We start from the raw sequence: 15,506 nt of genomic DNA on the forward strand, positions 1-15,506 counted from the left end.
CTGCGAAGCAGTGAACGGCTTGGGCAGGAAGCCCAAGACCGGTGCCCAAGCAAAGCAGGGACAGCGCCGCGCCGGGATCGTTCGTCATCAAGGCGCGACAACAGGCGCATAGTCGAACTATGGAACGGTTGTCGCAACACAGAGGACGGACGACAAAGACAAGCAGGATGGTATGTCATTTGACAGAAATCGCCTAACAACAGCGCGCTTCGGGTCCAGCGTTTCGGCTCAATTGGGTTGGCCCATTACGGTCTGGCGGAACTATTACTAGTAGTCCTTCAACATGATATTGCCGGATAAAGACGCTTCAGTTTTATCCGCACATCCCCGGTCGTGAACCGCCAGTCAACAGTCGCCGCAGTTTGATTATGTGCCGCAGCCCAGGCATTGACATCGTTCCGCACTGTCTTCATGTCGGGTAATCGCCGATCAAAACATTGTCGTGACAATACACTGAATTCACATTCCGCCATATTCAGCCAACTTCCATGTTTCGGTGTATACACGAACTCCAGTTTGTTCAATAGGGCGCGTGTAACTCTGGTTTATTCAGCAAGAGATGATAAGTTCAATAATGCTGTTGCATTAAGGGAGTATATCGAGACACGCATAGACATATAATGATAATCCAAAGCTTCCACAGGTGCCCCCGGTACAGGTGGGAGAGCCTGATTCTTTAGCCGGGATTCTAGTTAAATTACTTTACAATCAGGGCCGGAAGCTTATGCATGAGAATGTTTTTCAGACATGTAACGACTTTGTCCAACAGGCGCTGACGGGATGGATACGGTAGTGTCGAGCAACCGGGACATGAAACTTGACCAAGGATTTTCATTGGGAGACATTATGACTATTCTGAATCCTGCTGCATGCATTATTCTCGTTACGATCTCATTAGGCTGTGTGTCAGCCAGCGCACAGGAAACACATTTGCCGCAAAACAATTTTCGTTTGTCCCCGCAATTAATTGAACTGCTGCGTGCTGAAATGCGAATGCTCCTGACTGGAATTCAATCCATAGCTTCAGGGATTGCGACCGCAGACTGGAATAGCGTTGCCGATAAAAGTGCACAGATAAGTGCAAGCTATATTCTTGAACAGAAACTCACCCCGGCGCAGAGAGAAGAGCTTGATACTTCTCTGCCCGAACACTTCAAGAGGCTGGATTCTGAATTTCATCTTGAGGCAAAGAAACTTGAAGCAGCAGCCACTAGTCATGATCAGCAGCTCGCCACCTTCCATTGTTACCGCTTAATAGAAACCTGCACGTCATGCCATGCGTTATACGCAGCATCAAGATTCCCGGGTTTTAAGCCATCTACAGAGGCTGCTCATGGCCATTAATCAGCCCATAAAACATCCCCAGATCGATGCGAAAAAGCCGCACGGCAGCGACGCAAGGTTAGCTATACACGAACTTACAGGGAAATAATCATGGCTACACATCACACATCACACATCACGCATCACCAGGTGAAATTGTTGACTTGGAAACCTGAGCACAAGATTTACCTGATGAACATACGAAAGTAATCGTTAAAACAGATGAAATGGAACTTATTCGCCTGGTTATCCCGGTGGGCAAAGAATTTTCAAATCACAAGGTCTCTGGACCATGTGTGATTCATTGCATAGATGGGGAAATAGCGCTTACGGCAATGGGGAAAACGCAAGCGCTAACACTTGGACAATTACTGTATTTGATGCCTGGTGAACCGCGCTCTGTTAGCGCAGAAACAGATTCGGTTGTGCTGCTCACAATTATCTTTAACGAGCGATCCATCGCCGCAGGGCTATGACGCCGCAATTACACCTGCAGCAGTTCCTCCAGTTCGGCCTGGCCGCCCTGATCGGCTTCCTGCTGGGGATAGAACGCGAGATGTCCGCCAAGGACTCGGGGGGGGGCAGCATGGGCGGCCGCGATTTCGTCCTCTTCGCCATTGTTGGTGCAGCAGCCGCTTTCATGGCGCTGAACTACGATATGCCCTGGCTTGTCCCCGCAGCCTTTGTGGCGGTCGTCGTTCTCGTCGTATCCCTTTATTGGAGGGACGACGAGCAAGGACCTGGGATCACTACTGAAGCCGCAGCGGTACTGGCCTTTCCGCTCGGCACTAAGCCTGTTGCACCTGAATGTCCGGAGGTGTATCCCTCGGATCACTTCGGGCTCGCGGGGGTGATTTCCCGAACTCCCGATGTCGGCCGGAGCGGGTAGGCCGGCCACGATGTGACCGACCTGAGCACCGCCGTGGAAGGCGGTATCCGCTCCTTTCATTTCGTCGCCCGTTAGCAGGACGCCGGCAGGCTCGGTGCACTGGATCTCCCCGAAGAGGCCCGCGTCATCGTGATTGCCCGGACGGGGACTCGGTCATCGCCGGAGATGACGACGAACTGCGGCAGGATGACCGCGTGCTGGTGGTCACTCTGCGGGATCAACTGGAAACGCTCCGGAAACAATTTAACCCGGATGCATGACACACTATACGGGCACCGCCCCTGCGTATAGCCGGGGCATCCGCCAGGGCATCGAATCATGGACAAGCACGACCTGCAGCAACTGTTTCATCACTGGACGCCGCCAATGCCGTCGCGGACGGAAACCGCGGACGGCAACGCACGCCGTATCGGCGTGGAGTTGGAGATGATCGGCCTCGATGTGGTCGAGGTCAGCCGTATCGTGGCCCGTCATATCGATGGCAAACAGCAGGAAACATCGCGTTACGAGTATTCGATCCACGGGGATGAGGCAGGTGACTGGGCGGTCGAGTTCGACTTCGAGTACCTGAAACAGAAAGGCCGCGAGGAAGCAAACGAGGATGAACTGCTCGCCCTGCTCGACGCGACCGCCGAGCACGCGCTCCGTGCCGGCGCGGAGACCATCGTGCCGGTGGAGGTGGTCAGCCCTCCCCTGCCCATGCCGCGGCTTGCAGACGTACAGTCGCTGATCGCCAGGCTCCGCAACGCGGGCGCCAAGGGCACCGGCGCTGGCATTTCCTACGCCTTCGGCATGCAGTTCAACCCGGAGCTGCCGGCACTCGACGCCAGGACGATCCTGGCTTACCTGAAGGCATTTCTGTGTCTCTACGACTGGCTGAAGGAACGCTCGGCGCCGGACCTCACACGCCGACTGACACGCTTCATGGCTCCGTTTCCCGGCGGCTATGTCAGCAAGGTCGTGGCACCCGATTACTGGCCGGAGCGCGACGCGCTGATCGACGATTACCTCGCTGACAACCCGACAAGGAATCGCGCGCTCGACATGCTGCCGCTGTTCCTGCACCTCGACGAGAGGCGGGTCCGCCAGGCCGTCGATGACCCGCGCGTCAAGCCGCGGCCGACGTTGCACTACCGCCTGCCGAACAGCGAGATCGACCGGGAGGACTGGGGCATTCACATTGCCTGGGACGACTGGCTGGAGGTGGAGGCGCTTGCGGCGGACCGCACCAAGCTGGACGATGTGTGCATCGCATATGCGAAATGGCTGGACCAGCCACTGGAGCATGTGCTCGGGGACTGGACCAGGGAAATCGAGTCTTGGCTCACTCGAACACACGACCGCTGATCGGCGTTACCGGCCCCCGTCGGGGCGCCTGGGGCCCACGGATCTGTGTGCACCTGGCCCTGCTGGTGAGCGGTGGCAGACCTGCACACCTGCGACCCGGTGATTCTGTGGATACAACGGCACTGGACGGTGTGGTCGTCACCGGTGGACACGATGTTGAACCGGTGCTGTACAAGGCTGCGGCCGAGATCGACGGCAAATACGACCCGGAGCGGGATGCCTTCGAGGCCGGGATCATCCATCAGGCCCTGCAGGACCGTATTCCGCTGCTCGGGATTTGCCGCGGCGCGCAATTGCTGAATGTACAGCTCGGAGGCAGCCTCATCCAGGACCTGCGCAAACACCGCAAGCTGACTTCGAGCCGCCGTACACTGCTGCCGTTGAAGACCCTTTGCCTGGAACAGGACAGCAGACTGGCGGAATTGCTGGGAAAAGACACACTGAAAATAAACAGCCTGCACAAACAAAGCATCGATCATATCGGCACGGGGCTACGGGTATCGGGACGGGATCTTGACGATATCGTGCAGGCGGTGGAGCATCCGGAACGTGACTTCCTGTTCGGCGTGCAGTGGCACCCGGAGTTCCTGGCCTACCTTCAGCGACAGCGCCGGCTGTTTCGCGGCCTGGTTTCTGCCGCGTGCGAGCATGCCGACCGACGGGTTCGCGACAGGTGAGCGCCTACCTCGGGCTCTTCCTGACGGCGTTCCTGGCGGCCTCGCTGCTGCCTGCCTATTCCGAACTGCTGTTCGCCGCCCTGCTGCTCAGGGGCTACGATCCGCTGGCACTGTGGGCCTGGGCCAGCGCCGGCAACACGCTGGGTTCCGCGCTCAACTGGGCGATTGCCCGGTTTCTGCTCCGCTTCGAGGACCGTCGCTGGTTTCCGTTCAGGCGGCAGACGCTCGGGCGTGCCCAGGACTGGTTTCAGCGCTACGGCGTCTGGTCCCTGCTGCTGGCCTGGGCGCCGATCGGTGGCGATGCGCTGACCTTCGTCGCCGGTCTCATGCGGGTGCCCTTGTGGCTGTTTCTGCTGCTGGTTGCGATCGGGAAAGCAACACGGTATGCGGTAGTGATCGGGATCATCGAGAGTACAGCATGATGCGCAGACATTTCATCCGGCACGCCGCTTGCCAGACACAGGGGGCACGGTATGCCTGAAGGGCGCATCGGTCTCCGCCATCCAGCTATTTGAGCGCTTGCCCGAACATCCCGTAATTGCGATGCCGCTGGTGACCCGATTGCTCGAAACCAGCAGGCATACCGAAAGCAAGGTCATTGAAATGCTCATCGCGGCCGGTATTCGCGCGCAATTGGGGAAGCGCAAACGGGACCGGTTGTATCGGTATCAGAACTATCTGCAGTTGCTGGAACAACGTTTTATGGAAAGACAGCAATGAACCCTGGCCAGTGCGTGCTGAGCCGGCGCTATATGAATACGACACTAATGCATCTAAACTGCTGAACTTGAGTTGAATCACCATATCCTGGAGAAAAGAATCATGCGATCTCTCGAAGTCGGCAAATCCATGTTCGCACCTTGCGCGGTGATAGTTTGTGTGCTGGGCATTCTGTGTAGCGTCTCGGGATGCCAGAGCGGGCCTGTGACCGAATCCTCTCCCTACTTCGACGCACCTCCGGGTTCCACATTGGAAATGTTAAAGCCAGTAGAGATTCCAGCGAATTCCTGGCATGTAGATTTCCAGGGTGGAGAGGTTTCGGAAGCGAATGCTGTGGCACTTTACCGGCCCTTCTGTAAACTGCATATCGAGTCGAATGCGAGCGGGCCACAGACCGTCAGCCCCCAGCTTATTCAAATCACCGGGATGAGCCACTACCAACGCATCCCTGCAGCCGCGTTTGCATCGGTAAACCGGGGGATCCAGATTGCAAGCCTGCAGGTTACACTAGGCGGTGGCCGCGATATGGACTACATCACTGAGATACAGCTCGGTGGCAAGACCTCGCCTGCCGTTAACCGATTGATCTGCCACAATGTGGATGACGCGCTGACGGGGACCTATCTCACGCTCGCGCAAATCAACGTTGTCCTTGGGCAGTATGCACGCATCCAGGTAGCGGGAAGCGGTGCCGGATAAACGTATAACCACAGTAAGCCGGGCAAACTACGGCGGCATTGCCAACACCACCGGGGCTGTAGATGGTCCTGACTCTGAGACTCCGAAAATTCGATCATGAGCCAACAAGGTGGCGAAGGCACATCACATCGCTACATTCTCCGACTCATCTCTGACGTTTTATCGGGACGAAGAAAATCGTTGTGGAGCCCAGATGACCGACATGCCCACTCCAGAGCCTAACGTGGTACTGCTTCAAAAGATTGTCGAGAAGAGGCGCGAGCTCGCCAACTACTTGCGTGTGATGGAACCCCGCAGCGCGCGACTAATCAACATCGCGATCGTATGCGGCGCAATATCTGCGGTTCTGACAGCGACTCCGGCCTTGGGTGGAAACGAATTGGCAAAATGGTTGACGGAGACGCTTGACTTGCCAATACCGATTTGGCAGCTGCTGTGTTTTGGCGCAATGATCTGCTCCATCGCAGCGACAATCGCGACCAATATGTCAAAGTCCCACGAAACAACGACGCGCGTCATGAAAGCTCAGGCTTGCGAGTCAAAACTGGAAGGACTTGAAACGCTGCTTGAGGTAGGAAGCGTCGATACCGAGCGTGCATCCGCGCAATTCGCCGATGCAATCAAAGACGTCCCATTCGTTTAAGTCATTATCGCTCGATAGCACGGTACAACAGTCTGTTGCTCCGAAGTACGCTCGCCTTTCGGCTTCCCAGCGTCGCTATCTTCTTTTGCGCTTCTTGGCTGTTCACTTTTTCTCCCTTGGGCCGCGTACCCGGCGAACAGGGTCGTTCAGTCCGCAATCAGAGGCGATCTGACTGTGGATTCTGCGTTGACTTGCGGCGACTTCTGGCCGGAATTTGACTATCCAGGAGGTGACTTTTCATCTATGAGTAGATCGACGGTTCCGGAGGAATGGACAGCTTGGGCGCAATGATCCGGTGAAACACAGATATCCCTGAGGACCCTAAAACAAAGAGTTGGTGCGTTTCCCTGCCTGGCGAAATTCCTCATTTCAGTTCCCGCCAGCCAGGTACGATCTTGGCGAATTCCTCCTGAAAGGCAGGCCGCTTTACATTGCCCTGTTTGATCTTGATGGCAAAACTGCGCCAGCGTTCCTTGTCGTGCAGCACTTCGACGAGCAGGCGTCGGACCTTGGCCATCACGTGTGCTTTGCGGGCGTACTCCTTGCGCACGGCCTTGGTCTTCAGATTGCCAAGACCGGAAAGGTAATACTTCAGGATTTCCTCGGGAAAACGACTTTCAAGTCGCCTTGCTGTCTGAATTTCGTAATCGCTGTCCCATGCCGTAAGGGGATAGCGCCCTTTGCTCAGAACCGCCAATGCATCGTCATACTCCTTACGGTGCATTCGGATCCTCAATTGTTCCGACTCCCACGTATCCTTCATTCGAGCAAGGATTTTCGCTTCATAGGCTTTCCATTCGGCTGCTGTGCAGAGTTTCCGGAATGCCTTGTATTTATCGCATGTCAGGTGATCGACAGTCTGGGTAAACTGCAGCTCCAGGTAGCGAACACGGTTGCCGGAGTCCTTGGCCCGCTGAGCGAGGAACTGACGTAGGTCATCCATACGACCCTTGGCTTTCTGTATCCCTTCCTCGGCGACCTGCATGGCCTTGTTCTTTTCACCGGTTTTCCAGTAGAAGCTGGCCAGATCGTAGTAGTCATTACCGTAGATCATTTTCTGGTTACGCAATTCGAGGTATCTCTCCCGGTCTCCAAGCTTGCGGTAAATGCGGCGGGCATGCTCCGTCTTCCAGTCCCCGGACATCAATTCGAAGGCTTCAGCCAGTGCGCGTAGATCGTTGTCGTCATAGCAGGTTGCATAGGCGACGTCATAGAGGGCATCATCCAGACCTGCATTGCTGCTTTCGATGTAGGGCAAGACATTGTCCAGAAGTTCATGCCGATACTCGGCATCGATCTTTTTCCGGGACAGCTTCTGTTCGATCTCGTAGAGCAGGCTGGCGACATGATCTCCCTGACCATAATCACCGCCGCCGTAGTCATCCAGCTCACTCAGGTCCAGGGACAGCTCGGACCAGAGCGCCAGCAGCACCTCACCTTCCGATTGTTTTTTCTGACTGTCAGACAGGGGCGCGCGCTTGTTTAGATAATCAAAGCATTCCCGACGGACATCGGCTCGCGTGTTGGCGAGTCGGACCAGCAGATCTGCCAGCGTCCCATGCGGTGTGGCGGCCAGCAACACCGACAGGGCGTCATCCTGTTTTCGTTTTCTCGCCAAGGTGGGTTACGCGGAAATCCGGAATTGCACGGCCTCACGCAACATCGGCAGGGCCTTCACTCGATACTGGTGATACAAGGGCTTCTTGGAAGCCGGCTCTACCGCGGCCAGGCCCAGGAAACCGGCAAAGTGCACCAGCGTGCGCCAGGTGTAGCAGGTGCGTATCTTCTTCTCCGGGGTAGTGATCGGGCTCGGCGGGATCTCATCAAGCACAGTGGGGAAAGCGTGCAGAAAACTGTCTTCGTAAAACTCGTGCGGCCGACAGGTGTCTCCATAGTACGCCAACAGATAGAACCTGAACACAAACGCCGATTGAATGAAGCGAATTTCAGGATAGCCATCCCGATAGCTCCAATCGAACTGCTCGACATAGGTTCTGAACAGTCGAGGATAGATGGCTGTCAGACCACCTCCGGCCAGTAGCGCACGACAGTCACGGCTGAGAATGAACCTGCCCTTGTATTTTCGAATCAGACCCGCCAGTTCGGCAATCGAACGGGTAATGTGCAAGTCTTGGAAATCATCTTCGCGGTTGATGCCGCCAAACCGCGTATTTTCCCGGTAAGTTTGTTCGCCCCAGCAGGCCAGGGCGGCTTCACGACAGAACTTCTGTGGCAGGTTGCCCTTGGCAGTCGGTTTCAATCCCTGCTCGCCGATGGTTTCGACCAGCAGGTCGAACAGGGTCAGTATCGGGGCAGAGGGAGTCGTATCGAGTACGTCGGGAAAGCAGACCAGTTCCGGTGACGCAAACGGGAAATTCAACATCTGATGCATCTGTTCCGGCGATAAACCGTGAAACTCGTCGAGCGGTCTCCGATTTTGCTGTTGCGCATGTTGCTCGATAAAAGCCTGGGCTTCTTCCAACGAGTTGAATTGCAGACCCTTGAGCACCTCACCCAGCTCCGTTGGCGCCTCGGTCGCCCCGTGGCCGAATGTGATGGAATCCTCCTTCCCGAGGCAGTATTTTTTGAATTTTTTCCCACTGCCGCAGGGGCAGGGATCATTGAGACCGATCATGGTGCGCCTCGCCGGCGAGGAGTCACCCGGGTCGACGCCGGGCAGCGTCAGGGCGAACTCCCTGTTCTCCCGGTTTTTCACCTCGATCCGGGCCGGTTCAGGTTTCCCCGGCAATTCTTTTTTGCGCTCACTCGCTCAGCGAATATGTTTTTTGTAGTGTGGGATGTCCGCGTTCTTCGCCTGGGAAAAATTGGCGTACTCCATATCAACGGTCGCGAGTTCGACGTCCCGGAAATCCGTATTGCTCACGTTTGCGCGCCGCATGGTGGATCCGGCCAGAAGCGCGCCTGAGAAATCCACGTTAGATAGATTGGCGAAGCGGAAGTCCGCCTTCTCGGCCAGGATGTAGTGCAGCTTCGCATCACTGAGATCCGCGCCCTCGAGATTGGCGAGGTTCAGGACGGTGAAGCCGCCGGGGATCGTGGACGACAGATCCGCTTCCCGCAGATTGGCCCCCTTGAGGTTGGCATCGTTCAGATGACTGTCTCTGAAGTCCGCACCGGAAAGATCCGTGCCGCTGAGATTTGCGCCGATCAGCAACGCACGCCTCGCCTTGACCTGCTGCATATTACTGCCGTGGAAATCGATATCGCGCATGTCGGCGTTGCAGAGATGGGCCTGTTCCAGGTTGGCGTGGCGAATCTCGGCCTTGCGCAGATACGCCTTGTCCAGATTGGCACCCGATATGTCCGCTCCGGTGAGTACGACCGTGTCGCCGAGACTTGTGGCGCCGGCGTTGACGCGTGTCATATTGGCCTGGCTGAGATCGGCCTTGTAGAATCTCGCGCCCTGCAGGTTTGCCTGTTCGAGATTGGCCTCACTCAGGTCGGCTTCGCTGAGATCGCTGTGCCAGAAACTCGCGCCCATCAGATTCATGCCGTGGAGATCCGCATGGCGCAGATCCATTTCCGTCAGGTCCGCGTGAACCAGGTTATCCGCGTCAATTGTCGTAATCACCTCACCCGTATTCTTATGCTTGATTTCGATCATCTCGGACCTCCAAGGGCAGATTTGTCTTGATTGTGAAGGATTTGTTCGACGGACGAAAGCCAGGTGGCGAGCCCGGCCAGCCGCACGGCGAGGCCGTTTGGGCCGGCGGAATTCGGGTTCCCTTGTAACCGGGGCCCGCCGAGTTGTCGTCGATCCTGATAGTGGGGCAGATAGCGGCCCAGCGCCCAGTTGACCACCGCACCCAAGGTGTTGCCGAGCGAGGCAGTCCCTACCAGCGAAACGGGGTTTCCACCCTCACGGAGCAGCGCAAACAGGACGATCTCGGAAGAGAATGGCAGGATGTTGCGGCGAGGAACGCAGACCCGAAGAGCAGCAGGTGGGAACAGATCATTTCGCGCGCCGCAAGAGCCTGCGGAACAAAGCAAACTGCGACGGTGGGTAGATGGGGTGTTCCGGGTGCCATTGCACGCCGAGAATGGGTCGATCTGCGGCGCTCTGGCGTGCCTGCGTCATGTCGTTTTACCGAAAACGGTGACGATCGGGGATCGGACAGACATCAGGTCTTGTTCCATTTCCGCATTACGCCGCTTGTTTGCGGCGATGCATCGGTCACCTATTCCCGGGCAACCGGTTCCACGACAGGTTCCGGAAAAGATTCCTCGAGCGGTTCCCGCCAGATCTTCTCGACCAGCATCTGTTTGAGTTCTTCGAGACGCCGCATAGCGGTGGCTGTCCCTGGCTGCGTCTCCAGCGTATCCAGGAGATCGGAGAACTCGTCGGGAACGAAGCCGTCTCTCAAGTGAACCCTCACCCGGTGGCGGTCGTCATTCACCTCCCACTCGTACTTCAGGTCGCTGGTGCATCGTGGCTCGGATCCGGGCTCCGACAACGTGAACCGGTGGTTCGAGATGGTCCGGGTGACGTATTCGATCGTGTCGCGAACCCCGGGACCGGGGTGGCCGCTTCGGACATACAGGGATTTGCGGTCCCAGAGTCCCCCATTCGAGAGCAGTTCACCGGCACGCTGCAGCGCCCTGAAGGCCACCGCGCAGCCCCAGTAAGCCTCACCCTTGTGGAAGGCCAATGCGTCGCGGTATGCAATCCGCTGTTCCTCGCCTTGATCTGCGATGCGGAGAGTCGTGTCCTGATCGCCGTTCATATACCGTCCCTCGCTTTTGCGTCTGCCCGCTACCCATGGTAGCCAAGTGCAACGGTGGAGTCAGGTTCAATGAGAACGCGTCTGACTGGGGCCCGAATCCGTGCGGGATCTTTGAAGGCTCGGTGATCCTTCACGTAAACGGTTAGTTCCTGGGGACTCAAGTGAGATTGCCAATCAACCGCGAAGGTCTTCGTCAAAGCCGCACGCGCCGCTGATCGAATACCCCAATGGTGCATGCGCGGCATCAGGGCAAAACCCTTATTGTCGCTTTGATGTTTGTGTTATTCCTGCCGCCAGGCCCCAAAGGGCGCCGATGATCGCACCCCACTTGGCCCCTAGAACGGCGCCTTGTATGAATACGGGAATGAAACATCGGAACAACGCTTCAGGTGTGGCAAGTGGAAGCGGACATGGAGGGGTTCCAGAACCAACTATGCCGGTTAAAACCAATAACCTCCCTAGCGCCAGCGTGATTCCAAAGATCATCGCAAGATATATGGCCAGCGACAATGCAGCGCCGATCATTCGACGAAGTATTCCCATTCAACAGTTCTCCTGGGAATAAGGTCGATCCGGTTGCGTATCATCTAAGAGCGGGCGCTTAACCCATGTCATCGGTAAAGGTCGTCCCGTCTACGGAGTTGCCACAGTATGGAGCTCGCCGTACTGATCTTCGACAAGGGCTGCCCACAACATATACCCGTCACGGACAGGTTTCCCCGGCACACACGCCCTCATCGTCCCGTAGCGGCCGTCCCGTAGCGGCGTTGCGATTCCTTGCAATAGAGCGGCTATTACGCGTCATCGCGCCTTGCCACGAAACGAATATGACACACACCTTCTCGTGAAAACCTGTCCGCGACGGGTATATTTTCCGGCAATCGCCCAACCGCACTGTCCGAAATCGGGGAAACGGGGACGTCAGCCGATGCCTTTGAGGAGCATGCTGCGCATCTATTACATGCGGCCGTGGTATGCGATGTCCGATCCTGACGTGAAGGATGCGCTTTACGGGATTGAGTCGATGCACAGGTTCATTGGCTTGGAATTGACCGAAGACCGCGATTCCCGACGAGACGACGATTCTGGCGTTTCGTCGCTTGCTGGAGCGACATAGACTGAGGGCGGCGAAGTTGAAATCAACAGCGGCCGCACACGGGCTCGGGAGCGCCGTCCAACGCTCCGGACATCAGGGAAATGCCATCGCTGCTTCGCAAGGACAACCGGAGCCGTTTGGGGCCTCGGGCTATGTTACCAAACGATTAGTGCGGGTCGCCCGTGCGGCGGGCGTCGTACGGGGTGTGGCCTTGTCGACTCCGACTATCGCAGTTTGTCTCCTACCAACCAGATCATGTGACCCACCTTTATACACCCGGCGCGACCTCCGTTTCGAGATGACGTGTACGCCCCGACGACGGGTCGCGACGGGTGATTGTTTACCAAAGGACAACGATGCGGGGACTCTGAACCAGCTCAGCTGAAAATATCGTGGGTGATATTCCGATACCAGCTATGAGCGTAGATCGATTCCGCCCGGCGCGTCGATTCAGGGGCCTTCATCGGGGAGAGACCGCCCGCGTCCTTCACGCCTACCACCTCGCCGTCCTTGAGCTCGTACACCATTGCCACAGAGATACCGTAATGGGGTCCGATCAGACTGTAGCAGGTATTGACGTACGACGGTTCCGGCATGGTCTCGCCGGCCACCTTGGTCGCTATCGCCATCGCGCAGACCTTGCCCTGGGAATTCGCGGCGTAGCCGGACTTCGGCATCTTGCCCGCAATGGAGGCATCGCCGATGACGTAGACGTCCTTGTGGATTGTGGACTCGAATGTCCCCTGATCGACGGGACACCAGCCGGAGTCATTCGTCAGGCCTGCGATCTCCGCGAGAATACCAGCCTTCTGCGGCGGAATGATGTTGGCGACCGCCGCTTTGTGTTCTGCAAATTCGGTCATCACGATGCCCTTCTTGGCATCCACACCGATGACCTTTCCATCATTGGCTGCCATGACCCAATCGATCATCCCCGGGTAGAGTGCCTCCCAACCCTCCATGAACAGCCCCTGTTTGGAGAACTTGTCCTTGGAATCCAGAATGACCACCTTGGATTTGGGCTTATGATGCGAAAGATAGAAGGCGATTTGCGCGGCGCGCTCGTAGGGGCCGGGGGGACAACGAAACGGGTTTGGCGGCGCCGAGATGATGACAGTACCGCCGTTCTCCATTGCCTCCAGTTGCTTGCGAAGGATTTCTGTCTGTTTCCCCGCTTTCCACGCATGGGGCATGAGTTCGCTTGCGGCCTCGTCATAACCCTCTATTGCCCCCCATTTGAAGGAGATGCCGGGAGAGACGACCAGCATGTCGTACTGATGGGTCTTACCGCCTTTTGTGGTGATCGTTTTTTTGGTGGGATCTATCTTGGTGACCTCATCGTGCACGACGTTCACACCATGCCCGGTCAGGCCATCGTAACCGAACGTCAGACTCTTGATGTCGCGCTCGCCACCGAGCACCTCGTTGCTTAACGGGCACGATACATAATGCTCGCTTTTCTCGATCAGAGTGACGTCGAGATCGCTATCGTAGATTCGCAGATACTTGGCGCAGGTAGCGCCTGCGTAACCGCCACCGATTACCACGACTTTGGCTGCGGTGCCGGCCTTGCCGATAAGCGGGAATCCGAGGCCACCGATTGCACTTGCGGCACCGAGAGCCTTGATAAACTGTCTACGGTTGAACTTGTTCATTTCAGACTTCTCCTTTTCTTCTATTTCTGGCTCGCGTAAAACTGCGCCAGCGCCTCAAGGTCTTCCGAACTCTTGCCCTTCAGCGCTGACCGCATGACACCAGCCGCCGGAGGAATCGGTTTCTCGGGATCGGCATAGTCAGTCAATTGCAGGTACAGGTAATCGGCGTACTGTCCGGCGAGCCGGGGAGTCGTCGGTATGGGCGATACGCCATTGACGCCGTGGCAGCCCATGCAACCCAGGCTGTTATGCAGAGCTTGTCCCTTCTTAACCTTTGCCGGGTCGGTTTCCTGCTCCACGCTCTTCCAGGGTTTTGCGGCGAAGAATTTGGCCATCAACTCGAACTGCTTCGCGTCATAACCCTTGGCAATGCGACCCATGACGGTCGAATACCGTGTACCGTCTTTGTAACTCGTCATGGCCTGCTTCAGATACGTCTCCGGTAACCCGGCGATGACTGGCGCCTCGCCGACACTTTCGCCGTTCGTGTTGTGACAACCGGCGCAGGTGTTGCTTACCATCTCCATGGCGCGATCCGCTGCGATGGCGGCCGAGCCCGCCAGCATCGTGCTGGTGAGCAATAAAGTCTTCAGGTAATCGCGTTTCATCCTCCTGCTCTCCTTCATTGTGGGTTAGTTCAATTTCTTTATTTTAACGTTTAGCATCAGCCAAGATGTGCCCGAGCGTGCGGCATCCGCTGCAGAAGACGTGGCCAATGCTGCATTAACGTTGCTCGCCACCCTGCGTGGTCCGTGCGGCAGGTTACGAACGGGCGATCGTCGCTAGGTATGGGGACGTGCCCAGGAAGTGAGGCGTGACCAACACTGGTAAGGGCGAGGGCTGAGGCTGAATGGTTACCGCAAAACAGCATGCCGAGAAAATGCGAGGCGTATGCACTGCGTCGTGTCCGCGACATGGTAATCCTCCCTTGAAGCGTTCAACCTCAAAATTCTTCCTGCTGTCGTTTGCCGCCTCCCATACGCTGTTTGCGCGGGAAGATTGTGCCGAACGAATTATCCAGAATATCGGTAACCAGCTCAGCGCACGATCGGCGGTGATTTTTATTGGTGTCTGATGATCCTTTAATTCTTGCCAACAACGTGAATCGAATGTTCGAAATCACGCATCAAAATCGTGAACCTGATGAGGCACGATAATGGGAATACTAAGCGAAACGGATACCGAATACCAAAAAAGAATTCAGAGCGCGCACGGTAATTATACAAAACACAATAATTTTCGCGTTCAACACTATGTTTGTAGGCGAAGTTTCCGTGGCGCCTGTTGTTATCCACGATAGGTTTCCGTTTTCCATCGTGTGGATGCTCGATCCGAGAAGTGGCTGTTCATCGCCGCCCTCGCCTTTTCAAGGCCCTTTGTGCTCTGTCCGGCTGACTAATTGCGAGTTCAGTTGGCTGGTCAGCGATCATGGCAAGGCGCGCTTCGCAGGGAATGGCCGCTCCCTCTTCAAGCGGCGCAACGCCGTCCATGGGCGCTGACAAGCTAAGGCGATTTCTGTCAAATGACATACCACCCTGCTTGCCCTTTCGTCCGTCCTCTGTGTTGCGACAACAGTGACATAGTTCGACTATGCGCCTGTTGTCGCGCCTTGATGACGAACGATCCCGGCGCGGCGCTGTCCCTGCTTTGCTTGGGCACCGGTCTTGGGCTTCCTGCCCAAGCCGTTCACTGCTTCGCAGCTCACCCGGCGC

The 15,506-nt window shown here is 56.6% G+C and carries 16 protein-coding genes and 3 pseudogenes; 11 read left to right on the forward strand and 8 right to left on the reverse strand.

The annotated features are described in order from the left end of the window. Positions 1 to 278: 278 nt before the first annotated feature. Positions 279 to 533 (reverse strand): annotated as a pseudogene (locus LJE91_03485) (transposase). Positions 534 to 810: 277 nt separating this feature from the next. Here LJE91_03485 and LJE91_03490 point away from each other — a divergent pair. The 9 genes from LJE91_03490 (at position 811) to LJE91_03530 (ending at position 6,298) form a co-directional block, all read left to right on the forward strand. Further along, positions 811 to 1,344 (forward strand): hypothetical protein, encoded by a 534-nt coding sequence (locus LJE91_03490; protein ID MCG6867806.1) that lies wholly within the window; start codon positions 811 to 813, stop codon positions 1,342 to 1,344. 206 nt (positions 1,345 to 1,550) lie between these two features. Continuing rightward, the gene (locus LJE91_03495) at positions 1,551 to 1,799 is read left to right on the forward strand and encodes a hypothetical protein (protein MCG6867807.1); all 249 of its coding nucleotides are present in this window, start codon (positions 1,551 to 1,553) and stop codon (positions 1,797 to 1,799) included. Next, positions 1,796 to 2,212 carry an MgtC/SapB family protein gene (locus LJE91_03500; protein MCG6867808.1) on the forward strand — a complete coding sequence of 139 codons (417 nt, stop codon included), beginning with the start codon at positions 1,796 to 1,798 and terminating at the stop codon, positions 2,210 to 2,212. The genes LJE91_03495 and LJE91_03500 overlap by 4 nt, the downstream gene beginning before the upstream one ends. A 318-nt stretch (positions 2,213 to 2,530) precedes the next feature. Next, positions 2,531 to 3,559, forward strand: a complete 1,029-nt coding sequence (locus LJE91_03505) for an amidoligase family protein (GenBank protein ID MCG6867809.1) — start codon at positions 2,531 to 2,533, stop codon at positions 3,557 to 3,559. After that, positions 3,532 to 4,236, forward strand: a complete 705-nt coding sequence (locus tag LJE91_03510; GenBank protein MCG6867810.1) for a gamma-glutamyl-gamma-aminobutyrate hydrolase family protein — start codon at positions 3,532 to 3,534, stop codon at positions 4,234 to 4,236. The genes LJE91_03505 and LJE91_03510 overlap by 28 nt, the downstream gene beginning before the upstream one ends. Further along, positions 4,233 to 4,658 carry a DedA family protein gene (locus tag LJE91_03515; protein MCG6867811.1) on the forward strand — a complete coding sequence of 142 codons (426 nt, stop codon included), beginning with the start codon at positions 4,233 to 4,235 and terminating at the stop codon, positions 4,656 to 4,658. The genes LJE91_03510 and LJE91_03515 overlap by 4 nt, the downstream gene beginning before the upstream one ends. Before the next feature lie 121 nt (positions 4,659 to 4,779). Continuing rightward, a complete protein-coding gene (locus LJE91_03520) occupies positions 4,780 to 4,956 on the forward strand; it encodes a hypothetical protein (GenBank protein MCG6867812.1) in 177 nt (58 codons plus the stop codon). Positions 4,957 to 5,058: 102 nt separating this feature from the next. Next, the gene (locus LJE91_03525; GenBank protein MCG6867813.1) at positions 5,059 to 5,655 is read left to right on the forward strand and encodes a hypothetical protein; all 597 of its coding nucleotides are present in this window, start codon (positions 5,059 to 5,061) and stop codon (positions 5,653 to 5,655) included. 109 nt (positions 5,656 to 5,764) lie between these two features. After that, on the forward strand, positions 5,765 to 6,298 hold the full coding sequence (locus tag LJE91_03530) for a hypothetical protein (protein MCG6867814.1): 534 nt from the start codon (positions 5,765 to 5,767) through the stop codon (positions 6,296 to 6,298). 364 nt (positions 6,299 to 6,662) lie between these two features. Here the strand turns inward: LJE91_03530 and LJE91_03535 are convergent, their stop codons facing one another. From LJE91_03535 to LJE91_03555, 5 genes and pseudogenes are all read right to left on the reverse strand, one after another. Next, positions 6,663 to 7,880 (reverse strand): hypothetical protein, encoded by a 1,218-nt coding sequence (locus LJE91_03535; protein ID MCG6867815.1) that lies wholly within the window; start codon positions 7,878 to 7,880, stop codon positions 6,663 to 6,665. 42 nt (positions 7,881 to 7,922) lie between these two features. Beyond that, a complete protein-coding gene (locus tag LJE91_03540) occupies positions 7,923 to 8,933 on the reverse strand; it encodes an SEC-C domain-containing protein (protein MCG6867816.1) in 1,011 nt (336 codons plus the stop codon). Positions 8,934 to 9,068: 135 nt separating this feature from the next. Further along, a complete protein-coding gene (locus tag LJE91_03545) occupies positions 9,069 to 9,923 on the reverse strand; it encodes a pentapeptide repeat-containing protein (GenBank protein MCG6867817.1) in 855 nt (284 codons plus the stop codon). A gap of 146 nt (positions 9,924 to 10,069) precedes the next feature. After that, positions 10,070 to 10,275: pseudogene (locus LJE91_03550) on the reverse strand (DedA family protein). Positions 10,276 to 10,497: 222 nt separating this feature from the next. Further along, positions 10,498 to 11,043, reverse strand: coding sequence for a hypothetical protein (locus tag LJE91_03555; protein MCG6867818.1), 546 nt, complete (start codon positions 11,041 to 11,043; stop codon positions 10,498 to 10,500). 877 nt (positions 11,044 to 11,920) lie between these two features. Between LJE91_03555 and LJE91_03560 the strand changes: the two are divergent. Continuing rightward, positions 11,921 to 12,179, forward strand: a pseudogene (locus tag LJE91_03560) (transposase). Positions 12,180 to 12,516: 337 nt separating this feature from the next. Here the strand turns inward: LJE91_03560 and LJE91_03565 are convergent. Both LJE91_03565 and LJE91_03570 read right to left on the reverse strand, forming a co-directional pair. Next, complete coding sequence (locus tag LJE91_03565; GenBank protein ID MCG6867819.1) at positions 12,517 to 13,794, reverse strand: FCSD flavin-binding domain-containing protein; 1,278 nt, start codon at positions 13,792 to 13,794, stop codon at positions 12,517 to 12,519. A gap of 20 nt (positions 13,795 to 13,814) precedes the next feature. Continuing rightward, a complete protein-coding gene (locus LJE91_03570) occupies positions 13,815 to 14,402 on the reverse strand; it encodes a c-type cytochrome (protein MCG6867820.1) in 588 nt (195 codons plus the stop codon). A gap of 320 nt (positions 14,403 to 14,722) precedes the next feature. Between LJE91_03570 and LJE91_03575 the strand changes: the two genes are divergently transcribed. Beyond that, positions 14,723 to 14,869 carry a hypothetical protein gene (locus LJE91_03575; protein MCG6867821.1) on the forward strand — a complete coding sequence of 49 codons (147 nt, stop codon included), beginning with the start codon at positions 14,723 to 14,725 and terminating at the stop codon, positions 14,867 to 14,869. The last annotated feature ends 637 nt before the right edge of the window (positions 14,870 to 15,506 follow it).

It is taken from the genome of Gammaproteobacteria bacterium, assembly GCA_022340215.1.
Lineage (GTDB): Bacteria > Pseudomonadota > Gammaproteobacteria > JAJDOJ01 > JAJDOJ01 > JAJDOJ01.